The sequence below is a fragment of the Candidatus Saccharimonadales bacterium genome, from assembly GCA_036388415.1.
Taxonomy (GTDB): Bacteria; Patescibacteriota; Saccharimonadia; order Saccharimonadales; family UBA4665; genus UBA4665.
In genome coordinates this window covers 1,007,619-1,030,100 of record DASVRW010000002.1, presented here as the reverse complement: position 1 = coordinate 1,030,100, position 22,482 = coordinate 1,007,619, and the positions used below count along the sequence as shown (strand labels likewise).

Annotated in this window: 23 protein-coding genes; 4 read left to right on the top strand and 19 right to left on the bottom strand. The window is 52.7% G+C overall.

Going from position 1 to position 22,482, the window contains the following annotated elements:
- Window positions 1–247: 247 nt before the first annotated feature.
- The gene (ychF, locus tag VF575_05470; protein HEX8183020.1) at window positions 248–1,345 is read left to right on the top strand and encodes a redox-regulated ATPase YchF; all 1,098 of its coding nucleotides are present in this window, start codon (window positions 248–250) and stop codon (window positions 1,343–1,345) included.
- A 126-nt stretch (window positions 1,346–1,471) separates the two neighbouring features.
- On the opposite strand, the gene VF575_05465 is transcribed toward ychF, so the two are convergent.
- Window positions 1,472–2,245 (bottom strand): PH domain-containing protein, encoded by a 774-nt coding sequence (locus tag VF575_05465; protein HEX8183019.1) that lies wholly within the window; start codon window positions 2,243–2,245, stop codon window positions 1,472–1,474.
- A 153-nt stretch (window positions 2,246–2,398) separates the two neighbouring features.
- Here VF575_05465 and VF575_05460 point away from each other — a divergent pair, with 153 nt between their 5' ends.
- Window positions 2,399–3,052, top strand: a complete 654-nt coding sequence (locus tag VF575_05460) for a Crp/Fnr family transcriptional regulator (protein HEX8183018.1) — start codon at window positions 2,399–2,401, stop codon at window positions 3,050–3,052.
- A gap of 10 nt (window positions 3,053–3,062) precedes the next feature.
- Here the strand turns inward: VF575_05460 and VF575_05455 are convergent, their stop codons facing one another.
- From VF575_05455 to rpsF, 11 genes are all read right to left on the bottom strand, one after another.
- Window positions 3,063–3,743: a phosphoribosyltransferase family protein gene (locus tag VF575_05455; GenBank protein ID HEX8183017.1), complete on the bottom strand. Its 681-nt coding sequence runs from the start codon at window positions 3,741–3,743 to the stop codon at window positions 3,063–3,065.
- A 65-nt stretch (window positions 3,744–3,808) separates the two neighbouring features.
- On the bottom strand, window positions 3,809–4,495 hold the full coding sequence (locus VF575_05450; GenBank protein ID HEX8183016.1) for a hypothetical protein: 687 nt from the start codon (window positions 4,493–4,495) through the stop codon (window positions 3,809–3,811).
- A gap of 124 nt (window positions 4,496–4,619) precedes the next feature.
- The gene (locus tag VF575_05445; protein HEX8183015.1) at window positions 4,620–5,339 is read right to left on the bottom strand and encodes a TlyA family RNA methyltransferase; all 720 of its coding nucleotides are present in this window, start codon (window positions 5,337–5,339) and stop codon (window positions 4,620–4,622) included.
- Window positions 5,340–5,441: 102 nt separating this feature from the next.
- On the bottom strand, window positions 5,442–5,936 hold the full coding sequence (locus tag VF575_05440) for a 2'-5' RNA ligase family protein (protein ID HEX8183014.1): 495 nt from the start codon (window positions 5,934–5,936) through the stop codon (window positions 5,442–5,444).
- A gap of 2 nt (window positions 5,937–5,938) precedes the next feature.
- Window positions 5,939–6,505, bottom strand: coding sequence for an elongation factor P (efp, locus tag VF575_05435; protein ID HEX8183013.1), 567 nt, complete (start codon window positions 6,503–6,505; stop codon window positions 5,939–5,941).
- Window positions 6,506–6,525: 20 nt separating this feature from the next.
- A complete protein-coding gene (locus tag VF575_05430; GenBank protein HEX8183012.1) occupies window positions 6,526–6,831 on the bottom strand; it encodes a hypothetical protein in 306 nt (101 codons plus the stop codon).
- A 92-nt stretch (window positions 6,832–6,923) separates the two neighbouring features.
- Window positions 6,924–7,259 carry a hypothetical protein gene (locus VF575_05425; GenBank protein ID HEX8183011.1) on the bottom strand — a complete coding sequence of 112 codons (336 nt, stop codon included), beginning with the start codon at window positions 7,257–7,259 and terminating at the stop codon, window positions 6,924–6,926.
- Between the two features lie 54 nt (window positions 7,260–7,313).
- Window positions 7,314–7,517: a 30S ribosomal protein S18 gene (gene rpsR, locus VF575_05420; protein ID HEX8183010.1), complete on the bottom strand. Its 204-nt coding sequence runs from the start codon at window positions 7,515–7,517 to the stop codon at window positions 7,314–7,316.
- A gap of 192 nt (window positions 7,518–7,709) precedes the next feature.
- A complete protein-coding gene (gene ssb / locus VF575_05415; GenBank protein ID HEX8183009.1) occupies window positions 7,710–8,222 on the bottom strand; it encodes a single-stranded DNA-binding protein in 513 nt (170 codons plus the stop codon).
- Between the two features lie 100 nt (window positions 8,223–8,322).
- Window positions 8,323–8,574 (bottom strand): hypothetical protein, encoded by a 252-nt coding sequence (locus VF575_05410; protein HEX8183008.1) that lies wholly within the window; start codon window positions 8,572–8,574, stop codon window positions 8,323–8,325.
- Window positions 8,575–8,603: 29 nt separating this feature from the next.
- Window positions 8,604–9,023 carry a 30S ribosomal protein S6 gene (gene rpsF / locus VF575_05405; protein ID HEX8183007.1) on the bottom strand — a complete coding sequence of 140 codons (420 nt, stop codon included), beginning with the start codon at window positions 9,021–9,023 and terminating at the stop codon, window positions 8,604–8,606.
- Window positions 9,024–9,202: 179 nt separating this feature from the next.
- On the opposite strand from rpsF, the gene VF575_05400 reads away from it, so the two are divergent.
- Window positions 9,203–9,427, top strand: coding sequence for a hypothetical protein (locus VF575_05400; GenBank protein ID HEX8183006.1), 225 nt, complete (start codon window positions 9,203–9,205; stop codon window positions 9,425–9,427).
- A 39-nt stretch (window positions 9,428–9,466) separates the two neighbouring features.
- Complete coding sequence (locus VF575_05395) at window positions 9,467–9,625, top strand: hypothetical protein (protein ID HEX8183005.1); 159 nt, start codon at window positions 9,467–9,469, stop codon at window positions 9,623–9,625.
- Window positions 9,626–9,932: 307 nt separating this feature from the next.
- Here the strand turns inward: VF575_05395 and VF575_05390 are convergent, their stop codons facing one another.
- The 7 genes from VF575_05390 to VF575_05360 form a co-directional block, all read right to left on the bottom strand.
- The gene (locus VF575_05390; protein ID HEX8183004.1) at window positions 9,933–10,703 is read right to left on the bottom strand and encodes a hypothetical protein; all 771 of its coding nucleotides are present in this window, start codon (window positions 10,701–10,703) and stop codon (window positions 9,933–9,935) included.
- 255 nt (window positions 10,704–10,958) lie between these two features.
- Window positions 10,959–12,863: a carbohydrate binding domain-containing protein gene (locus VF575_05385; protein HEX8183003.1), complete on the bottom strand. Its 1,905-nt coding sequence runs from the start codon at window positions 12,861–12,863 to the stop codon at window positions 10,959–10,961.
- A 173-nt stretch (window positions 12,864–13,036) separates the two neighbouring features.
- Window positions 13,037–15,289: a DNA translocase FtsK gene (locus VF575_05380; protein ID HEX8183002.1), complete on the bottom strand. Its 2,253-nt coding sequence runs from the start codon at window positions 15,287–15,289 to the stop codon at window positions 13,037–13,039.
- 35 nt (window positions 15,290–15,324) lie between these two features.
- Complete coding sequence (locus VF575_05375) at window positions 15,325–15,654, bottom strand: hypothetical protein (protein ID HEX8183001.1); 330 nt, start codon at window positions 15,652–15,654, stop codon at window positions 15,325–15,327.
- Window positions 15,655–15,706: 52 nt separating this feature from the next.
- Window positions 15,707–17,971: a cohesin domain-containing protein gene (locus tag VF575_05370; protein HEX8183000.1), complete on the bottom strand. Its 2,265-nt coding sequence runs from the start codon at window positions 17,969–17,971 to the stop codon at window positions 15,707–15,709.
- Between the two features lie 76 nt (window positions 17,972–18,047).
- Window positions 18,048–19,433, bottom strand: a complete 1,386-nt coding sequence (locus tag VF575_05365; protein HEX8182999.1) for an Ig-like domain-containing protein — start codon at window positions 19,431–19,433, stop codon at window positions 18,048–18,050.
- The gene (locus tag VF575_05360) at window positions 19,430–22,432 is read right to left on the bottom strand and encodes a cohesin domain-containing protein (protein ID HEX8182998.1); all 3,003 of its coding nucleotides are present in this window, start codon (window positions 22,430–22,432) and stop codon (window positions 19,430–19,432) included. The genes VF575_05365 and VF575_05360 overlap by 4 nt, the downstream gene beginning before the upstream one ends.
- Window positions 22,433–22,482: the final 50 nt, after the last annotated feature.

Below are 22,482 nucleotides of genomic sequence, written 5' to 3'. Positions count from 1 at the left end.
AACTACCCTGATTATCCGCTGGGCGTAAGCCGTTAGTTACGATATCCTCTAGGCCTGCAAAATCGAAACCGCGAACTGCATGCCACGCATGGGCAGGGTCTGTAACTACTCTATCGGCAGGTATCGCTTCTACGGTTGGTAATCGGTGCTCGATTCTTTTTTCTTCTAATGATTCAAATGACATAATTTATACATTAGCATATTATTTCAGTTTTTGCAATACACTCAATCTGTTATACTTGCATTAATGAGTTCTATTAGTTGTGGCATCGTCGGCCTCCCCAACGTCGGCAAATCTACCCTCTTCAATGCCTTGACTGGCAGCAATATTCTGGCCGCCAATTATCCGTTTGCAACGATTGAGCCGAATACCGGTATTGTACCGGTGGTTGACGTGCGGTTGCAGAAACTTGCCGAGCTATACAATACCAATAAAGTCATCCCTGCTACCGTTACTTTTGTAGATATCGCTGGTTTGGTGGCGGGTGCCAGCAAGGGCGAAGGTCTCGGCAATCAGTTCCTCAGCCACATCCGCAGTTGTAACGCAATCGTGCAGGTTGTGCGCGCCTTTGATGACGATAATGTTATTCATGTGGACGACGACAAGGCCGTCAAGCGCAGTCCCGGTACGGACATCAACGTCATCAACACTGAGCTGGTGCTGGCTGATCTGCAAACTATCCAGAAGCGTCTGCCACGTACCGAAAAGGAAGCCCGTGCCAATCCGAAACTCAAGCCGATCGTCGAAACTTATCAACAAGTTCTGGCACTGCTAGACGCTGGCACGCCGCTCTGGAGCAGCAGCGATATAGACCACGAACACATTGCTGATTTGCAGCTGATCACGGCCAAGCCGATTATCTATATGTTTAACATGGATGAAAACAACATGGGCGACGAGACGCGCCGGGCTGAACTGCGCCAGCTGGTCGCGCCGGCTACTGCCCTGTTCGTCTGCGCCAAGCTGGAGAGCGAACTGCAGGAACTCGATCCAGCAGATGCCACCGAACTGCTCGAGAGTTACGGCCAAACTGAGTCTGGCCTACTGCAGCTGATCCATGCTGCCTACGACACGCTCGGACTGCAGAGCTACCTGACGGCCGGCGAGAAAGAAGTTCGCGCCTGGACGATTCGCCGCGGCTCGACCGCCCCGCAGGCGGCAGGCGTGATTCACGGAGACTTTGAGCGTGGCTTTATCGCCGCTGATATTGTCGATTACGCTGACCTAATGACGGCCGGTTCGCTCCAGGCAGCCAAAGCAGCCGGCAAGCTACGTACCGAAGGCAAAACGTACGTTATGCAGCCGGGCGACATCGTTGAATTCAAATTCAACGTCAGCAAGTAACCACTGGTCGCGCCTCAGGAATATGCAGTGTCGAGAGAATAGCTAGCGCCATAGGCCAGGCTCTGATGTAATCAGGCGCCTGCCTGTAGAGCGCAATCTTGGGACTGTATATCCTGACGGCGCAATCTACGATCCGGTGGTGGCCTGCGGCCGGTTGTTGAGTGGCGTATTCGTATAGCCGTAAGGGCGCTTGCGCCAGCGCTGCGTGAACGGTACTGACATGTAGTCCTTGATGACGCGGCCGTTGTGCACGATACTGCGTAGTCCTGCAGCACCCATGGCGGCGGCCAGCTTGAGCTGTTCCTCGGTCGATTCGTAGATATGCGGTGCTTGGGCTTGCCGCGGGTGCTGCTCTTGGCTTGCGCCGGAAGTAGCCTGATTGCGGTTTGGCGCGTAGTCCTGCAGCGCCGTGACGTCTAGAGCTTCGCCGTAACGCTGCATAGTCATCGCCAAGCCGGGAGGCGTGTTCTTAGCCAGGTGGTGCTGCTCGAATTGCTGCATCATAAAGTGATTGCGGATCTCCATAACCTTGTGCTGGCTGTGAGTAAAGAGTTTACGCAGGCGGGCACTGTTGAATGCCGTAAAGCGCAGCTCTCTGTTCGGCGTGAAGATGCGTATGGTCGAATCCATCAGGCGGTTGGCGTAGTCGAGCTCGGTTATCATATCGAAGCGAATGTCTTTGAGTGTCAGGTATTTGGGCTTCTTGTCGATCAGTAGCACCCGGAAGTCGGTGGCGACCAGCATGGCGAAGCCGGCATCGTACTGGCCATTGACGGCTTGGGCGATCGTTTCGCCGGGCAGGAGGATTTCGCAGAGCTCTTTCACTTCGGCGCGGCCCCACATACGGACTGGACACCCCGCTTGTTTGAGTTGTGCATCGACGACGGATAAAGTAACCATTCGACTCCTCCTTTCCTTAGTATTCTCATCATAGATGGTTGCCTGCAGTTCTGCCGTACCTTCCCTCACACAGAAATACCGATTAATATCACAAACTTGCCGCTTGATAATGATGAGGCGATTTGGTATCGATTATGAGATAATACAGAGGTAATGTTAGCAACAATACAACAAACCGAAGAATTACTGGAAGTATTTCGAAGACAAGGTTCCAAATACACCTATAAAAAAGGTGAGTTTATCATTCGGCCTGGGGAAATTCCTTCAGGCGTTTTTTATATTGAATCCGGTTTGGTCAAAGCCTACGATATCACCAAATACGGCGAAGAAAACCTACTGATCATCCGCCGCGAGGGCGAAGTGTTCCCGCTCATCTGGGCTATCACCGGTCAGGAACGCCAGGTAATCTACGAAGCAATCGGACCGACCACTGTCTGGGAGATTACCCGCGACAATTTTCTGGCGCATATTGGCAGCAACCCGGAAGCTCTCGCCCCCCTGCTCGATATGACACTTGAGATGTACCGGATTCATAGTGAACGCATCCTCAATCTGGAATACCGCTCCGTCCGCGAACGGCTTATCTCGTTCCTGCTCACTATGTCGCACCGCTTCGGCAAAAAAACGCGTGACGGGCTGCTAATTAACGTGCCTCTGCGACACCAGGATATCGCCAGCTCGATCAATGCCAGCCGGGAAACCACCACCCGTGAGCTGGCGGCGCTGGAACGCAAAGATCTGCTGACGAACCATCAGTCACTTATTACACTCAAAGATCTCAACAAACTTCATAGCTACTTACAGTAATTTGGTGCCATTAGGCTGGCGGCAACTGGTCGGGCGGTGTCCATTCGCGGGTAATTTTTTCAAGCTTAGCGATGATAATTTCGTGTTCCGGTACGTCCTGCGAGTCATAATAATGATCAGTCGAAATATAATTCTCGAGCACGTTTAGACAATAAATATCATCAGCCAGAATATGCATGCGGTCAACGGCCGGCACGCTGGCAAAAGGCGTTGCTACGACAATACTCTTGATTGAAATACGTTTCAGAAATTGCAGCGCCAGATCAATCGAGAAACCGCTTAACAGCCCGTCCGAAACCAGAATAATATGATGATTTTTGAGATAATCTTCCCGTATCAGGCCGTCTTTGCCCAGCATACGGTGCATGTCATGCAGTTTCTCTAATTTTTGCTGCTCGATAACACCACGGTATTCGCTGACGATTTCTTCGATTTCACCATCTGAGTAGGCTTGATTGTAGCTAAAGGCGCCGTCTTGCGTGATGCCGGCGATTGCCGTCAGTTCGCGCGGCAACTCGATCATATCGGCGAGCAGCATACCAATCGGCGCGTGCAGCGCAAGCGCAATCTGGGCGCCAACAATCACCCCACCGTCCGACAGTGCCACCACGGCGCAATCTTTGTCGGCGTATTTCCCAGACATCTGACTGGCGAGCATACGGCCGGCCTGCAAGCGACTGGCGAAATACATATGCTCTATTTTAGCATCTTCAGCAGGTAAGGTAACCACGTTTGTGTGTGCATTACCTGCAAAAATTACTTTTGTATTTGGGGTAGAGCGTCCTGCTCTTGGCGTGAACTATCCGGTGTAAAGGTCAGATCGCGGTTTCCCGAATTTGGACTGAGCTTGCCGCAGGGATAACTACTCCTGACAAAATGTTTTTGTGCGTCAGCAGTTTTCTGAAAGATCACGGTAGCAGTCCTGCAATCCGCGGCCTCAGAACTGGACTTGCGTTTATCCTTCAAACGGAATTCCTCTCCTGCCGATACAGTTTCTTGGTCGATGACATCACCCCTCTCAACGAGTGAGTAAATGCCCGACATACGTGCTTCGCAGGAAAATTCTCTATCAAACACTCCTTCAGACTCACATTTGGCAATAGTAAGTGGTTTTAGATGATTAGGACTGATCCTTTTATAACGTTTCATTTTTGTTGTAGCCGATGGCGTAGGGAGTGGGTTATCAGGCGTGACCTCAGGTGTCGGTGCGGGCGTAGCACTGATTTCAGGTCCGACCGTGACGGTCGTTGTGACGGTTAACGGTTCGAGAGTTACACCGTTCGCTTGCATTCGAATAGTATCATCTTGTCCTACGGCCGAGCATCCTGCCGGCAGCACAGCGACCGCTACTGCCAGTCCCAGCGCGCCCAAGGCCCGGCGGTCGCTTCGTTGTCTATGCAGAATATTTCCTGCGTATGGTGGCATTTTGTTTAATTCGGACATACTGACTCCTCATTATCTACCAATATTTGTGGTCTTATACTCTTATAATATTTGAGTGTTGTCAACAGTATTGTTTTATTGGTTGTTTTCGGCTGCATTGCAGACTCATGTAAGCATCGACGAATTACACGAGTTTCTGCAAATGATAAAAGCGCTCGACGTTGCCTTTGCTGCCGCTGACCTGCGAGTCGGCTTTGCTGACGATTTTGAAGTGGCTTTTGGTCCAGGTTTCAAAATCGTGCAATATATCGCGGCGCATGCGGTCGTTTTTGATGACGCCTTTGTGTTTCAGACTGGACTGGCCCGCCTCGAACTGCGGTTTGACCATAGCAATAATAGCAGTCTGTGGCGTGCACAGCCGGGCCACGCTCGGCAGTATTTCGCGGAGACTAATAAATGATACGTCGGCCACAACAATCTCGATCAGTTGATCGGTTTTAAAATCACGGATGTCCGTCTGTTCGTGCAGCTCAATCAGCGGATTACCGTGCAAGCTAGGATGCAACTGATTTGTACCGACTTCGACGGCGATCGACTTGACGGCGCCGTGCTTGAGCGCATAATCCGTAAATCCACCGGTTGAACTGCCAACATCCAGAATTGTTTTGCCCTTAAAGCTGATATTGAGCGCGGCTGTGACGGAAGCCAGCTTCAGGGCAGCTCGCGATACATATTGCTGGCGCGGCGCCAGCACAATCTTGTCCTGCTCACCTACTGGCTCGCCAGATTTAGTGATAACACGGCCGTTGACTTTGACATCACCGAGCTTGATATAGCTTTCAGCTTGCGACCGTGTCGGCACGAGTCCGAGCGTTACCAGCGTCTGATCGAGGCGCTGTTTCATGATAGTATCACCGCGCCGACTGCCAGGCCGCCTATTACTACCGCAGCTTTACCAAAATGCCGCACACCTTCGCGGTACGGATGTTTTTCGTATTTTGCCATGTTATACGTCCCCTTTCAGTCGGTACACGGCGTCGACTTCGCACCAATTATCATCGGTTAGTTTAACGACATGAAAATCTGCAACCCGCACCATATCACCGTCGTTTTTATAATGATCCGTTGCCTCGTGCCGGGTAATGTGCGGTATGTAGTTGTCACCTGTCCACCGTACTGATCGCAGCGTGGCATGAGTATCCTGCAGAACCTGAAGTACATCACTGTGCACTCGTCGCAGCGGCTGCGGACCTGCTATGACATTGACGGGAATTTCATTATCAGCCCCGAAATGGTCAATCTGGCCGACTCGCACCTCAAACGGCTCGTGACGTGCTGCCACTTGCTCGAGCAAGCCGCTCACCGCTTGCATGTCTGACGCCACAAACCACGGCACCAGCGTAATGTGCAGCGGCCAGCTGAGCCGCTTGCGTTCAAACCGGTCGCCTACTTTCCGCGTATCCACCAAGTGCACCACGATATAGTCGCCAGTTTCCGCCATACTTACGCCTTGACGCGCTCGCGGTACGAACCGTTACTGGTGTCGACCGAGATCAGGTCACCTTGCTTGATAAATGCCGGAACGCGGATCGTGATGCCAGTCTCGAGCGTCGCTTCTTTGGTTATCGATGAGCTGGTGTCGCCTTTGACGGCATTTTCAGCATAGGTTACCAGCAGCGGTACATTCTTAGGCAGCTCGACATTGATAGCTACGCCGTCAAAGAACTGCAGCGTCACTTTGTCGCCTTCTTTGAGATAGCCGGCACCATCACCGACGAGGTCCGCCGATATTTCAAACTGCTCAAAAGTCTCTTCATTCATAAAATAGAACGTACTGCCGTCACTGTACAGATATTGGACCGTCTGGTTGTTGACATCAGCCCGATCGAGCTGCTCATTGCCCTTAAATGTCTTTTCCAGAACTTTGCCATCAAGCAGGCTCTTGATACGGACATTGACAATCGAACCACCCCGGCCCATGACTTTTTGGTTGTAATCAACCACCCGGTACGGGACACCATCCAGCTGGAATAGCGTACCTTTTTTGAGTTCTGTAATGCTTAATGCCATCTGGTACTCCTACTTCTTATCTAATAATTTGGCAGTTCGCGAATATCTTCCCGGAGCTCACGGTACTCGTCCTGTAGCTGATCAATATCTTGGTAACTCATGCATATTTCGCCTTGCGCACGGGCCTGCAACAACTGACGATCGATGGTTTTGATCTGTTCTTCGACGTCCCTCGGATCCTTTTCTGCCTTCAGATCTTCGACAAGCGCATGGATCTCGCGTTGGAGATTTTGAGCCAGCGGGTTATCCTGGTCGTCGACAATATCTTTGTAACGGAATTCTAATTTGAGCGCCTGTTTGTAATACGGTTCATACGGTGATGCCATGGGGAGTTCCTCCTGTTATTGCGGCTTGCATACTTCGTGCAGCCGCTGGTTGCCGGACCAGTAACTACACTCACTTTATTACTCCACTCATTTTACCGCAGCTGATCAACTATTTCATCGAGCTGTGCTGATATCTGTGCTACATCGATAGCACTGAAGACATCGCGTTCACTGGACCGCAAAATCAATAAACGTAACTTTTCCAAGCGGTTCTTGGTGGTAATCGCGTTTTCGAGCTGTTCTGCCCTGGTTTCGCTGAGTTCATAGTCACGGGCATCAAGCCGTGCGTCAGCCATCAGCTGGCGCATAAGCGCAAATTCCCGGCGCTGACCCTGGTCGAGCATGTCGATGTCATACGCGGACAGTATACCCCCAATGTACCCGGCAAGCCGGGTCGATAGTACGAACGGTGATGTTGGCGGATTCATATTTCTATTGTACCGGCATCACGCCTAATATTCTGCCAATATGAACAGTACTCGTTAGTTGTTTGCGACAAATGGCATAAGAGCGATGTGTCGTGCCTTCTTGATCGCGCTCGCCAAGCGGCGCTGCTGAGACTCAGTCAGGCCAGTCTTCTTGCGGGTTTCAATCTGTCCATAGACGTTTACATAGCGCTGCAAGGTTTTGTAATCCTTGTAGTCGAAATATGCTACATCTGTTCGGTGTTTAAATATCTTTGCCATAATCTATTCTCCTATAGTAAAGCTACTATTAATTATCTATTAGTTCCGATATACACGAATGTTGCTACTATAGCGAATGCCGCTACTATTAGTAGCAATTTTACAAGTATGTGTAGCTGTGGGCGGAGCGCAAGAATGCCAATCACCACTCCAATCAGTAGTACCGATAAAAAAATCATCTTTTATTGTTCCTTAGAATGGAATATCGTCAAGGTTGATCGGCTCGTCACCGATGTCTTCGATGACGACGTCATCTTTCTTCTTAGCTGGAGACTTGCTGCCTCCGCCATTTCCACCATTGAAGGTCGAAGTGCCGCTGCCGCGGGTGTAGCCGCCGGAGCCGCTACCCTCAGAACTACCCTCGCCGCCTTCGCCGCGGCCATCGAGGAATGTTACGTCGCTGGCAAGTACTTCGACTTTGTTGCGCTTCTGTCCCTCTTGTTCCCAGCTGCGGCTTTGGAGTCGGCCCTGTACGAGACAGCGGCGACCCTTGGCTAGATACTGAGCGACGCGCTCGCCGAGTGGTCCCCAGGCTACAACGTCGATGTAATCGGTGGCTTCCTGCCATTCGCCATCAGCAGCTTTGTAGCTGCGGTTCAGCGCGAGGCTGAAACTGCAGACCTGCTGGCCAGTTGGTGTACTGCGAAGTTCTGGGTCCCGAGTCAGGTTGCCCATTAAAGTTACTTGGTTGAGACTACGAGCCATGTGGCTATCCTCCTTGTAGGAACTATGTCCTGTTAATTTGTATTCTTACCCTACGCTCTACATGCAATTGCCGTCAAGTGAGGAAGTTAATTCTACAACTTTACCTTTTGTTGAATAGAGATTCAGCGGAAGTATCATTTTGATCGCCGGAACCCTCAGAAACTACTGGTCGGAGTTGGAATTTGTGCCTAACTACCTCTATTGTTCCAACTGTTGCAACTACCTCTGGATCGGCAACTCTAGTCATACTAAACTCACCCAAATCAGTTTCAGGAGCACCATCCCAACTGTGTGTCACTGCTTTCATAGTTTCACCATTTTCGCCTGGTATTTGCTTATATTCATTTCCCATAATTTTTCTCCTTCCCACCGATTATTTATCTAGCGGTCGTCACGGCGGCCACGGCGTTCGCGTGGTTCTTCTGGCTCTTCGCGGTCGTCGTCGTTGGCATTTTCACCGCGTTCAGCGTTCTTGCGGGCTTTTTCCTCTTTGGCAGCTTCTGCCTTGGCAATAGCTTTAAGGTCAGGCTTGGTGATCAAGAACCGGATAACCTCATCAGTAATGTTCAACGTCGTTTCGACTTTGCGAACATTTTCCGGTGGGAATTCAACCGTGTAGATGACATAGATTGCTGATTCGCACTTCTTGATGTCATACGCCAGTTTGCGCTTGCCCCAGTTGTCCTGAGACACGACACTGCCGCCGTTATCCGTGAAGATTTTCTCGACACGGCTGGTGGCCTTATCCAGATCTACTTCGAGATCCGGGTGATATAACACAGCGATTTCATACTGATTCAAATCAGTACTCCTTCCATTGGGTTAAGCCTGCACGCCTGTGCCCCGCGTGATTCGGAAAGAATCTGGGAGCGATAGCTGCAAGCTGAAGTTGATAGTACATACAATTATAGCCTACCTACCCCTGTTAGTCAATTCAGTATATCCGATTATGTCCTATGATTGACTTTTACACGATATATATGTTAACTATACTAGTTCGTTCACCAACGGATACCGCGCATATTTTACCTCGGAGGGAAGTGAAGATAATGGCATACTTCTTCCTGCTACTGATCGTGACAGCGGCTGTAGCGGCAAGCATTGTGGCCAACAAGAAGCGTCGCGGAACTATTGCGGTCGCATTCGTAGGCATCGCAGTGGGGTGTGCTCACACCGCTGGACGAGTGTCGACCAGCTTGTTCTGACCCGCATGGCCCAACAACATCCCAGAGGGAGGTGAAATCATGCTAGCAACAATCCTAGGACTGTTCGTAGCGTGCGTAATGGCACCTGTTAGTCTCGTCCTTGCTTACGAGCACGAGACTAGTGCAGCTGTCGGATCTGCGTGCATTGCGGTCGTGTCCGCTTTCTGTTCTGGCCGGCTGTCGAAAGACAAGCCCTGACATCACTCTGTCACCCGCCCTCTGGATACTGAGATTACGCATGCACCGTGAGCGTGATTGGTTCCCCAGAGGGCAAGACACAATACACAGAGCAGTCCAACGGTAGACGAACAACAAGCCGCGTCTGATGACCCGGATGATCGATAACAGTATCGAGATTATGACCGCCTTGCCTCACCGCAAGACACCCACTTCTCTACTCATCTCATCTACATTCATCACCACGCGGCTTTTCTCATGCCTACACATTGATAACTATTTCAACAAAGTCATACAGAACATGTGTAACTCCTATCTCAGTGGGAGTCTACGCTGCGTCACGCTGATTGGCGGCTCGAGTCTTGCGCAGCCAGCCCTTGGTCATAATCTCGCCGATCTGTCCGGCCGCGATCTGCGCCTGCACATCAGGGCTAAACGGCCAGAACTCGACTGGGATTTCATCCAGTTTATAAAGATGTGTCACCACCCCCGCTAGATCATTGCTGACCATATCATGGATAATTTCTTCCTGCGCCTCGCTAAACTCACGGTAGCCGCGGGCGCGCTCAAACATACGCACCGTTTTGGTTGTTTCGCGGATGCTATGGAACAAGCCCTGTGCGACCGTCCAGGCTGCGTTAACCTGCTCCATCACCTCTGGCTCGGGCATGGGCGGCGGTTCAGTTATGGCGTGCAGCCAGTTTTCAAATTCACGTGGCACGCGGATCAGGTGCGCTGACTGTTCCCGGAAGCGCACGGCCGGCACTTCAGGCTGATCTTCTTGAAATTCTACATAATCGGTACGAGGCCAGTATATATGGTGCCGGCTCGGGGGCGACGGCCAGGTGTAGCCGGGCGCAATGGTTCGATTGACGTCCACGATCAGCTGGTCGACATCGATCAGACCGAGATCATTGATTGGTGTCGGTATCTTGTCGTGCTGCGCATTGAGCAAGCGGACGTCCAACGGCGGCAAGCCTTCTTTGTAGCTGATTGCCCCCGTGAACGACTCAGCCAGCGGTGCAAAACCATAAGCTTCGTTACTTACCGGAGGTGCGAGGCTGGCCATGCCACTACCCAATTCGTAGTCACCAATCACGACGCCTCCCTGCGCTTAAACAATAAAAAAGCCCCTGTCGCATTCGACAAGAGCTTCATGTACCCAACCCATAGATTTCCTTGCAGCCGGGCTGTAACTGCATGGCGTGCTGCAGCGTGATATCGTCGAAACGACTGAGGCGAACCCCGACACGCTGCATTTGTGGCACGCTATCCTCCGCCCAGCTTAGGTTTGTGTTTGATTATATAGTACGCCCGTATTACGCTTACGGCAAGAAAATCTAGGCTGTTTCGTCTACCAGGTCCAACGTCCGAGTAATATCGCCATGTCGGCCGATCCGACGGTGCCGTCGCCATTAAAATCAGCTGGAGGGTAGTTTTGCCGGTCGCGCGACAGCAGTATTGACAGGTCCAAGGCATTAACGCGGCCATCACCGTTGGCGTCACCATTTCCTGATGGTGGCGGCGGAGTCGTACCGCCAGACTGTGTCGTCAGGCCGGCATTATCGATCCAGACAGCGCCGGTTGCATCAGCAACATTGAGAGCAAATAGCGTATCGCTATTGCTGACTGCCGCGTTGTAGACCACGCTGTACTGCTTCCATTCTGTCGTCACGGCAAACGATGTTTCCTGGTATAGCGTGTTGGGGCTGACTGCCTGCTGGATGGCCAGCACAACGCGGCGCGGCGTAGCCGCCTTGGCCCAAAAACTGGCAGTGTACCGGCTGCCGCTGGTGGTTGCTACATGTTGTAGCAACTGCACTTTGTAGAAGGCATCGGTAGCGTTTATGTTGACGCGAGCCGACGAACCACCGTCGGAATATGTCGTCGTATCTTGGCTCAAGGTGGCATCAGCACCGGTCTTGATCTCCAGCCACCAAGGGTCAAAGGTCGTGCGCGGGTTGCCGTTTTTGGTAGCATTGGTTTCAAACGATGGATTCTGCAAAACATTACCCGGAATGACAACTGGCGGTGTTGGTGGTGGCAACGGCGTAATCGGTCCGCTCAGACCCGACATTTTGCGGGCGTGGTCCGTGAGCTTAGTAACGCGGGCCTTCATATTGTCGTCATCGCCAGGATAGTGCAGCGTATAGCCGTCGTTGTGGTTCACGTAGGTCGGGAACAGACTCCAATACATATCGCCGTCCATGCCGGAACCCTCAATGGCTGCCAGGAAGCTGTCGAGCGAGTCGCCCTGCCCGGCTTTGTTGGTCCAATCGTATTCGCCCATAACGATTGCTTTGTTGCTGCGGGTAGCAATGTCAGTGCTGGTGAGCAGATTGGCCGTCCGCATCGGATAATGATGAATTGACATGGCATCAATCAGGGGCTCAGCTAGAGCCGCGGCATACTGGGCTTCTGTTAGTACATGTTCCTCGTTGCCGCCGCGGCCATCCATTACTAAATGCTTTGGCGCCAAACTCTTGATATGAGCCGCGATGTCGGCTGTCCACTGCTGGCTCCACCACTCGTCACCGCCCTTGCCTTCGCCGGTCCAGGTAAATACCTCGTTGCCCGTCTCCCACATCATAATGGTCGGGTCATTTTTCAGCGCCACGCCCGTGTACTTGTTGGTATGGTTCAGGATATGGCTGATGTAATTTTTGTAATCCTGGATAACCTGCGGATTAGTATGGAATATATTGCTGCGGCTATCACGGTCAGAATCCTTTGGGGCCAGACCGCGCCAATTTAGAAAAGTGCTCTTGCCACCGTGATAATAATTCCACTGGTCAATCAGCGGTATTTGCAGTTTCAGGCCGTTGTCGCGGGCTTTCATAATGGAGTAATCAATAGTATCAAAGGCCGCTTCATTGTACTGTCCGAGAGCCGGTGAGATACACTTAGCGCAACCAACTGAAATGCCAAGCGTGTGCGCCCGCACCGCTGTAGCGCCCATTGATTTGGCATCGCGGAAGGCATCGTCAATACGCTGCTTGGTTGGATAGTCAACGCCACCGACGTTTTCATCGAGTCCCAGCCAGTAGATGTTTGGGCCGGAAAAGCGGAACTCCTGGCCGTCCAGCATCAGATTCGGTCCGCTACGAGTCACGAAGCCGCTCGTCGGCGTCGGCACAGCAGCCTGGCTTCGCAGCAGCGTGATGGCACCGCCGACGACGAACAGGCCGACAACGGCTAGCAGCAGCCATTTGTCTTTGTTAAACCTAGCTTTTGATACGCGTTTCATTTTGTTTTTCATTTAAGCTTATGCTAATTGTACATGGCACGATTGCAAGTTACCAGTGCCACTTCCTGGGTAGAGCCGCCTGGCTGCCTGCTTTTACCGGTGGCGGTGTCGAAGCAGCTAACAGAGTAGCTTTGACTACCCTGACCTGTCGGCAGTAACGCAAACTGGACAGCTATCAAGCGGTGTTACTGGACAAGCCGGACAGCTGGTTCGGGCTCTGTAGCCGCGGGGTCGCCTTCAGCGTTGCCGCCGCCGAATACTTGTTCCAAGCTGCTCACCAGCACTTCGCGCGGCCGGGCGCCGTCGGCCTGGCCGATGATGCCCTGCTCTTCCATTTCCTCGATCAAGCGGGCGGCTCGACCGTAGCCGATACGCAGGCGGCGCTGCAATAAGCTGGTGCTGGCCTTCTTGCCTTCGATGACGACGCGGACTGCGTCGCGGAACATATCATTCTCGGCATCACTGCCGCCGCTGCCGGAATCAGCTACCACCCCGCCCTTGCCGTTTAGCTGGACTGGCTGGCTGATAACATCCATGTCATACGCTGGCGGACGCTGCATCTTGATGAAGTCAGTTACCTTGGCGGTTTCGTCATCTTCGATCAACGCGGCCTGGACACGTTTCGGTTTTGGCATGTCGCTTGTCAGCAGCAGCATGTCACCGCGGCCAAGCAGCTTTTCGGCACCCATCTGATCGATGATAGTCCGGGAATCGACCTGGCTGGCAACGGTAAAGGCGATACGGGCCGGGACGTTGGCCTTAATAAGTCCGGTAATAACATCGACGCTTGGGCGCTGGGTAGCAAGCACTAAATGTATACCAGCGGCGCGGGCTTTCTGAGCCAGACGCACGATGAGCGCTTCGACATCGCGGGCGGCCATCATCATCAGGTCAGCCAGCTCGTCGATAACGATCACGATGTACGGCATGCCCTCTTCCTTCTTCAGGTTGTTGTACTCACCAATATTGCGCTTACCGACGTCTGCCATGGTCCGCAGACGGCGTTCCATTTCTGCAACCGCCCATTTCAGGGCACTGATACACTTCTCTGGCTCATTGATAACCGGACACAGCAGGTGCGGAATGTCATTGTACGGCGCCATTTCAACCTGCTTGGGGTCGACCAGGATCAGCTTCAGGTCGCTCGGACTGTTGTGGTACAACAGACTTGTCAGGAATGTATTAATCATAACTGACTTACCGGAGCCGGTCTGTCCAGCCACGAGGAGGTGCGGCATTTTGGCCAAGTCTGCTACCACGACGTCACCAGCAATGTCCTTGCCGATAACAAATCCGAGCGGGTTTGCTGATAATTTCTTCCAGGCGGCCGAGCCGAAGAGATTACCAATGCGGACGGTCGCAGCCTTTTCGTTTGGTACCTCGATACCGACGGCGCGCTGGCCGGGAATCGGCGCTTCCATGCGGATAGAGTGAGCTGCCAGGTCGAGTGCCAGGTTGTTTTCGAGGGCGGTAATCTTAGTCAGTTTGACGTTAGTCGGCGGTTTCAGGGTGTACTGGGTGACGCGCGGACCGATATTGGCGTGTTCCATTTCGACATCAATATTGAAGTTGGCAAAGGTGTCGTGGATGATAGCAGCGTTGCCATTGACATCACCGGCGTCAGGCTTATCCTGCTTTTGGTTGAGCAGCGTCAGCGTCGGCAGTTGCCAATTCGGGTCGCTGGTAGTGGTAAGCGCGTCCTGGGTGGTTTCGGCGGCCGTAGCAGCCATGCGAACACCACTGTTTTTGAGGCCGCCGAAACGCGGCCGGGCCGGTGCTTCTTCTGGTTCGGCTGCTTCGATGATAGACGGTGTGCCTTCATTGATCTTGAAGCCGATTGGCTCAGCTTTGCTGCGTTTCTTAAGCGTACTCAGGTCGGTATCCTCGCGCTCCCGCGGTTCAGGAATCATAGACTTGAGGGTATCCCAAATAACGCTGAGTGGAATCCCGAAAGCATGGAAGACGGCTGGTATAAATAAGGCAATTGATACGATGGCAGCCGGCAGTTTGTCGAGCGCGCCGAGTAACAGCCCGCCAAAGAAGCTGCCGATAGCGCCGCCCTTGCCGTCCAGCCAGGCTGCCGTACCATCCAGAGCCGTGCCCTGCACTGCCGTGACGATATGCAAGAACCCAGCAGCTATAAACAGAGCTGCGAACAAACTCAGTAGTTTGCCAAGCGGCATGCGGTGATTGTCGGACATGAATTTGATAACGCCCCAATAGACGAGTACAACGGGCAGCATGTAGGCCGCCAGACCAAGCCCGGACTGAGCACCGTCAAACAGGCTGATCGGTAATGCGCCGCCAGTCCCGAAACCGCCAAGTAGTACGAAGAGTGCTAGCAGTATCAGAAATACAGCACTGGCGTACTGCCAAAACGGAGACGGCTGCCTCGGAGCTGATTTTTTGCTTCTTGTTTGTTTTTTCTTTTTTGCCATAACTGTTTTAGTATACCCTCTCGTGCGAAGAGGGTCTAGCTTTCTGGTTCGCGGTAAGGAAAACCACCTGACTCTTCATTTAATTCGTGCACGTCTGCAATTCCTTGTAGTAGCCGTTGTTTATAATCTCTGACGAGTAGTGGGTCGGCAGCATCCCCAAGGGCACGAAGCTCATCGCCCTCCTCTTCTAACAGTCGCTTGCGATCAGCGGCAAGTTTAATTTTTTGTTCAATAGTTAGACCACTTTCGTCAGCGCCGGTCGTCTCAAAGCCCTTCTCGATAAATTGGTCAAAAATTTGTCCAATTCTTTGAGGATCTCTGGGATCTGAATCACCAAATGGGGAATTTTTGTTTGGATTTGCCATATCAATACTATATCAAAGTATCATGCTTATGTCAATATTGTGGTCTACGGTGTTAGACGGTGGCCGATGGAGCGTATGTTGGTGGAGTTGGGGTTGATGGTGGGGTTGGTAACGGCTGTGAGCTCGTAGACACGGGCGAGTTGAGGACCGGCGACACACTGTTCGTCAGTGGGACGGCTGGCGAAATTGAGACAATTGGTTGCACGGAAGCAGTCGCAGGCGAGTACGGTGTTAGTGGCATGGACGACGTGGCTGATACTGGTGATATAGACGAGCTGGACGGCTGGACAGGAGCAGGCATCGGTGACGGAGTTTGTGCATCGGCTGGCGCCGGGCGCACGGGCGACGACGTGGCTGCGGGAGGGCGGATACCATCGACGTAGCGTACTGCTGACGACAGCGGCAAGCCGGACGCCTGTGGCGTAGCCGACGGTGTCACTATCGAATTGGTAACGGGAGAGATAGCCCCTGTTGACGATGACGATACGGGTGGAGCAATCGGTGCTGACGGACTTTGCGGCGACGGAGTTGGATTTAGCGGTGCGGCAAGCGCCTGGCTGGCTTGCATGGTAGGAGCAAGCAATTCTGCAACGACCGGATTGGTCGTGTTGATATCGTTCGTATTATTCATTGGCAGGGCTGGCGTCATCATAGCCGATGACATACCAGCGACTGCGGTTGGCGCGGCCAGGCTGCCGGTGGGGGCAACGACGGTCGGATCGCTGGCAACTGGTCCGCCATTGAATGTATTTGGTTGCTGGCTAAAACCGTAGAGTGCATCTGGGTCCTTCGTTGGTGTAGCCGAGTGGCGGCGCGCGGCGCGCGGGATGACGAGTTTGACTATGACAAATGCGAGCAGCCCGAGCGTGATGGCCGTGACCAGGACATAACTGCCGTAATTGCGGGCAACGTAGGTAGCGTCAACTTTGTTCTTGATAAGCAGCGTATCGGTGCGGGAATCTACCCTGCCGCTACTGTAATATGTTTTGACGACAAGCGTGTAGGTACCGTTCTGTTTGGACTTTGAATCAAAGGTGAAGCTAAACGGCTGGCTGCTTTTGGATACGATTAATTCCTCTCCTAGGAAATACTCGACTTTTTTGACTGTTTCTTTGGAACCAGGCGTTGTGACGGTTGGATCTATGATAGGAGCCAGCGTTACTTCGCCAGATAGTTCGGTGATGGTCGCGCCGCTGCTGTCGGAGGTTATAGCCGCCCGGCCACTTGTGCCTTTCGATGTGATCGATACTGCCTGAGCCGGAGATACGACGGTTGTTGGAACGGCCGGTTCGGTGCTGGCTGATGTGGCTGGCGCCGTCGACGAAATAGTATATTTACCAATGCCGGAACTTGCCTGATCGAGTATGTTGGTGCCGGTTCCGGAGGCGTCATAAGCTGCTGATGATGCATCGAATTTGAGTGTCGCATCGCCTGACCGGCCAATTACCTTGAATGAAATTGTCACTACCGATTCGTCGCCCTGCACCGGCTCGCTGCCACCCGGGATACTGCGAATGACATTAATCGTGCCGTTGCCGGCGCTGGTACGCTGCTTGGTTACAAATGGTCCGCCTTCACTGACTCCATTGTATTGCAGCTGATTTGCTGGATAGCTAATGGCAGCTTCGACAGTCGTAACGGCTACGCTATGGGTGTTTATGCGGACGGCAGCCGTAATGGTTGAACCTGGTGCAAATGATCCGGTTGGCGGATTGATATAAAATGTCGGCTTGGATGAGTTAGTAGCTGGCGCAGTTGCCACTGGAGTGGCAGATCCAGGAGATGGCCCAATAGCCACACTGCCACTGCCAACATTTTGCAGAATGTCTTTATTGTCTGAACTTCGTACTAAGTAAGAGTAGGCTTTATCAAATCCGATTGCCCCACTGCCGGTGGTACCGATGACTTTGAAGCTGATCGTGACAATTGGCTTGTCGCCGCTGACGTCGGCGTCGGCTATGGCCCGAGCAACACGGATAACGCCAGGCGTTCTGGTATCTGTGGCGGCAACAACTGGGAAAACACCGCCTTCGCTCATACTGACAAATTCCAGGACAGCGGCATCATAATTCATCGTCGTCTGGACGCTATTGACCTTTTCAGTACCGCTGTCCTCACGGATTGTAATCGAGACTGTCGAACCACTGACAAGTGTCGCAGATCCTGGGCTGGCGTATATGGACGGGCCTGTCGACGCTTGGCTGGCCCGGTACGTAGTGACACCTAGGTAGCTGATGACACCTACTAGAAGCAACGCTACCGTAAGTGATACAGCAGAACGAAAACGTCTATTGTTCAAAATTATTGATTTTACCATGCCTTCTTTTCCCTGCACATTATGCTTATGTTAGCACATTTTCAGAGGCTATAAAACTAGTTATCTATGTTTGTAATTACCGTGCGGTATCGGTCGGAGTCGTCGGGTGTATGATGTTTGCACCATCATCCGAGACTTCAGGCTTGCCGACGGCAGCTGTTTCCTTGGGGGGAGAGGCAATGGTCAGATCGTGTGCTTCACTGGGCTTTACAGTTTTTGCTGGCGACGAAGGAAGCGGTCGGGGCTGCCACACTGTTTGAGTTGCTGGTGATTTCTTGATGTCAGCGCTCACTGCTTCACTGCTCTTGGGAGCAACTGGCTTAGATACAAGCGGCACATTGCTGGGCTGAATGACTGGTCCGTCACTAGGAACATTGTGGGTTCCAGGCGTGAAGTCGGTCGGGTCGTCATCGTGTCCATTCCATTTTCCACCGCGGTGCATGATCCAGGCGGCAACTGCGGCAGCGATGAGTAGAAGCAGCAGGATGATGAGCCATGCGAACTTCTTCATGATGAGTTTGAACTGCGTGAAACCGAATGGATTATCAACGATTACTGTCTGACTGACTGATTTGAACTGACCGTTGGCGTAGTAGGTCTTGGTCGTCAGATTGTACCTGCCGTTGAGCATATTAGCGGTATCGAGGCGGTATTTGTACGGCGCAGTCTTGACTGTTGCGACCAGCTTACCACCAAGGTAATACTCGATTCTGTTGATACCATCAGGCTGGACAGGCAGTGGCGTGACATCAGCTGGTGCTTCTAGCTGAAGAACATCGTTGTCGTTCAGGGGGATTGCCGTGCCGGTCGTCGTCGGCGTGATGGCGGTAACTGGACGTGGGGCTGGCTTCGGAGGTGCTGACGGCGGCTTTGTAACTGGCGGAGAAGTTACGGGCGGTGTGGTGGTTGAAGTCTGCGGTGTCAGCGTAAGGCTAACGCCCGTGCTGCTAGGTGAGACATTCGTCTGGTTGTCGGAGCTACTTATGGCAGTGCTGTTAGGGCTGAAATTCAGTGCTGCTGTGCCAGCATTGATAACCGTAAATGACACACGTGCGATCAGTTGATTGCCACTGACGCCGGAGGTAGAGGCTCCCCCGCTGCCACACTCTTTGCGTGTGGTGTATTGTTGCAGCGATACGGTGCCATTTCCTGAGTCTGATGACAGAACGCTTTCGAATTTACTGCCACTAGCCGATGCAGCGTTGTATTTGAGCAAATTTGCCGGATAGGTGAAATCAGCCTGGACGACGTTGGCACACTGGGTGTCAGAGTTCTCGTAGACTGCGACTTCGAAAGTGTCGCCAATCTTGTAGCTGTTTGCTGAGGTAGTGAACGAGAAACCGGCTGTAGCTGCTCGGGCATTGAAATTGTAGATTACCGCACCCGCCGCTATGAGAACGCCGACAACAAGCAGCGGCATCAGCTTCTCTAGGTGGTTAAATTTAGCAAGTGCACGATTCATACTTTCTCTCCTAGGTAACTCAGTAACGTTGAAAGGTCAGTGCGGTCCACTATACCGTCCTGGTTTAAGTCTCCGTACCTTATCGGTACATTTCTTTCTTGCCAGTGTGTCAGCAGCGTAGACAGGTCTGACAGGTCGACCATGCCGTTGCCGTTGAAATCGCCGAGCTCTGTGCCAGTTGGCGTAAGAGTCGTAACCGTTAATGCGTTTGACGCTGCAGATGTATTACCTGCCCGGTCGAAGGCTTTGACGGTGTAGACGTAAGCCGTGTTGGCGGTCAGACCAGTATTTGTGTAGGACAGCCCAGTCGCATCACCGATGAGGGCACCATTTCGGTAGACATGATAGCCGGTGACTGCGGTATTATCGTTGCTGGCGTTCCAGGTGAGCGCAACTGATCTTGTCGTTATGGTAACAGTTCGGAGGCTAGCGGGAGCGCTTGGTGCGGTTGCATCAGTGGCTATTGGGGTGCGGACTGGATTTGGTGTCGCTGCTGTCTTGGTACTCTCGTTGCCCGCTCCGTCGATAGCTGAAACGGTGTACACGTAGCTGGTGTCGGCGCTGACCGTCGTGTCATTGTAAGTGCGAGCTGTAGCTGACGTTGTCGTCAGGAGCGTTGTACCGCGGTATACCTTGTACCCTGTTACGGCGACATTATCAGTGCTGGCGGTCCAGGCAAGTGTCACTTGTCCAGGCGATACTGCAGTACCGGTTACGCCAGTTGGTGCAGCTGGCGCTGTCGTGTCACTTGCCGTGACAACCGTCCTGGCGGTGCTGAGTGCCGATACATTACCATTGGCATCGTATGCTTGAACAGCGTATGTGTAGCTGGTGTTTGGTGTCAGGCCGGTGTCGCTGAAGCTGGTAGTAGCGGAGCTGCCGATAACTGTCGAATTGCGCAGGATACGGTAGCCGGCGAGCGTACAACCGCTGGCTGGCGTGCTGGCAGTCCAGGACAAACTGGTCGTGGTCATGGTGCTCGCACCAGATGCCAGCGCAGTCGGTACCGTAGGATTGCCGGTGCATGCTACCGTGCCGGTAGCAGTCCTGGCTGAAACAACGTTCGACGGTGCGCTTTCATTGCCGAGGTTGTCATAGGCTGTCACCGTATAGCCGTAGGTAGTACTGGCAGTTACATTGGTATCAGTATAGGTTGTGCCATTTGTGACTGTGTAGGTCGGTGTCGTTGCATTGTTACGGTATATACGGTATCCAGCAAGCCCTACTCCACCGGGTATAGGGTAATCAGTACTTGGATTCCAGGAAAGGTTGACGCTGACTGCTCCGGGTGCCGCAGCCGTCACGCCAGCCGGAGCGGTTGGAGACTGATCGTCTGCCTTCGTTGTCATGGTTACAGCGGTGCTGGCAGTCGATACACGACCGGCAGTATCGAAGGCTTGAATACTGTACACGTAATTGGTTCCTGATACGAGGCCGCTGTCGGTAAACGTCGTACCAGTCGTGACATCGCCAATGCTCACCCCGCCGCGGAGGATGTGATATCCGGCGAGTGTACAACCGCTGGCTGGCGTGCTGGCGGTCCAGGACAGTCCAAGCGTCGTGTAATTGGTGCTGGTTCGGGTTAGCGCGGTTGGCTGGCTTGGGTTGCCGGTACAAGTTGGCTGTGGCGAAGCTACGGTATAGTTTGCAGCCGTCGAATTAACGATACTAAGAATGTTTGTGCCGGTGCCAGAATCATCGTAGATAGCTGAGGTATTTCCGAAAGTTAGTGCTGCTGCTCCGGTCGTACCAATAACTTTGAAGCTGATCGTCACAACATTATTTGCACCAGTCACTCCATCGCTCCCACCAGGTAAGCTGCGAATGATGTCAATGACTCCGCTTGTGGCGGTATTGGTGCGCTGCGCCGTTGGGAAGACGCCGCCTTCGGTAGTGCTAACGTATTGCAGCTGAGCCGCAGGATAATTTATAGTTGACTGAACCGTTGTCATAGGTGCAGCAGTACTGGTTGCCTTAACCGTAACTGCGACGGTTGAGCCGTTTGCAAAGCTTCCGCTCGTCGGACTAAGTGATAAGGTGGCAGAAGCGGGCGCTGGCGCGGAGGCTATAGTGAACGTACTGCCGGCAACAGTTCCGAGGATATTTGCACTCGTGCTAGCAAGATTGACGTATGACTGAGTCTTGTCTATGGTCAGCGAGGTCGCTCCTGACGCGCTCAATGCTTTGAAAGTTAACACAACGACCGGATTATCGCCCGAAACGCCGGCCGAGCCAGCTTGAACGGCTCGGGCAACCCGTACCCTGCCCGCCGTTACCGTATCCGTTGCAGCAATGTTTGTGAACACATTTCCTTCAGCCATACTGACATACTGCAATTTGGCGGGATCATACGTGATAGCTGTTTGGACAGTATTAACAGCAGACGTGCCGCTGTTCTCGCGAACAGTGACCGTAAAAGTCGATCCGGCTGCGACATTCCCCGACGCAGGGCTGAGCGACATGCTGGCGCTGGCTGTTGAGCCACCAGATACTGGCAGGCTGAGACCGGTTGTTGTCGTCAAAATATCCGTATTGTCAGTGCTGCGTACAACAAAGGAGAAATTCTTATCATAGGTCAGGCCGATCGTGCCGGAGCTGGCTAGGACCGTGAAGTTAACCGTAACGATGTCTTTAACGCCGCTAACGGGAGTGGTGGCAGCCCGGCCGACGCGAACGATGCCTGGCGTGCTTGTGCTGTTGGCGGCTACCGTTGGAAAGGCTGTGCCGTTGGTGATACTGACATATTGCAGCTGAGCCGCATCGTAACTCAGTGAAGCCTGTACGCTGTTTACTAAATCAGTACCGCTGTCTTCACTCAGCGTCACAGAAAAAGTTGATCCAGGGGCAAGAGAGGTAGACGACGTCTTCATTGACATGGTCGCACCGGTTGCAGCCTGGCTGCCCATCAATATTTTTACGCCAAGTATACTGACGATCAACACAACAATTACGGCTAAACTATTTCGTACTAACTCTCGACGGGATTGTATCCACTTCACGCTATATCCAAATGTATTACATTGCTTTGCATACTATTATGCTTACGCTT

Bases quoted from the DNA above. Each gene is read 5' to 3' on its own strand.
- ychF (HEX8183020.1), top strand. From the start codon at position 248: ATGAGTTCTATTAGTTGTGGCATCGTCGGCCTCCCCAACGTCGGCAAA.
- VF575_05465 (HEX8183019.1), bottom strand. From the start codon at position 2,245: ATGGTTACTTTATCCGTCGTCGATGCACAACTCAAACAAGCGGGGTGT.
- VF575_05460 (HEX8183018.1), top strand. From the start codon at position 2,399: ATGTTAGCAACAATACAACAAACCGAAGAATTACTGGAAGTATTTCGA.
- VF575_05455 (HEX8183017.1), bottom strand. From the start codon at position 3,743: ATGTATTTCGCCAGTCGCTTGCAGGCCGGCCGTATGCTCGCCAGTCAG.
- VF575_05450 (HEX8183016.1), bottom strand. From the start codon at position 4,495: ATGTCCGAATTAAACAAAATGCCACCATACGCAGGAAATATTCTGCAT.
- VF575_05445 (HEX8183015.1), bottom strand. From the start codon at position 5,339: ATGAAACAGCGCCTCGATCAGACGCTGGTAACGCTCGGACTCGTGCCG.
- VF575_05440 (HEX8183014.1), bottom strand. From the start codon at position 5,936: ATGGCGGAAACTGGCGACTATATCGTGGTGCACTTGGTGGATACGCGG.
- efp (HEX8183013.1), bottom strand. From the start codon at position 6,505: ATGGCATTAAGCATTACAGAACTCAAAAAAGGTACGCTATTCCAGCTG.
- VF575_05430 (HEX8183012.1), bottom strand. From the start codon at position 6,831: ATGGCATCACCGTATGAACCGTATTACAAACAGGCGCTCAAATTAGAA.
- VF575_05425 (HEX8183011.1), bottom strand. From the start codon at position 7,259: ATGAATCCGCCAACATCACCGTTCGTACTATCGACCCGGCTTGCCGGG.
- rpsR (HEX8183010.1), bottom strand. From the start codon at position 7,517: ATGGCAAAGATATTTAAACACCGAACAGATGTAGCATATTTCGACTAC.
- ssb (HEX8183009.1), bottom strand. From the start codon at position 8,222: ATGGCTCGTAGTCTCAACCAAGTAACTTTAATGGGCAACCTGACTCGG.
- VF575_05410 (HEX8183008.1), bottom strand. From the start codon at position 8,574: ATGGGAAATGAATATAAGCAAATACCAGGCGAAAATGGTGAAACTATG.
- VF575_05400 (HEX8183006.1), top strand. From the start codon at position 9,203: ATGTTAACTATACTAGTTCGTTCACCAACGGATACCGCGCATATTTTA.
- VF575_05395 (HEX8183005.1), top strand. From the start codon at position 9,467: ATGCTAGCAACAATCCTAGGACTGTTCGTAGCGTGCGTAATGGCACCT.
- VF575_05385 (HEX8183003.1), bottom strand. From the start codon at position 12,863: ATGAAAAACAAAATGAAACGCGTATCAAAAGCTAGGTTTAACAAAGAC.
- VF575_05380 (HEX8183002.1), bottom strand. From the start codon at position 15,289: ATGGCAAAAAAGAAAAAACAAACAAGAAGCAAAAAATCAGCTCCGAGG.
- VF575_05375 (HEX8183001.1), bottom strand. From the start codon at position 15,654: ATGGCAAATCCAAACAAAAATTCCCCATTTGGTGATTCAGATCCCAGA.
- VF575_05370 (HEX8183000.1), bottom strand. From the start codon at position 17,971: ATGGTAAAATCAATAATTTTGAACAATAGACGTTTTCGTTCTGCTGTA.
- VF575_05365 (HEX8182999.1), bottom strand. From the start codon at position 19,433: ATGAATCGTGCACTTGCTAAATTTAACCACCTAGAGAAGCTGATGCCG.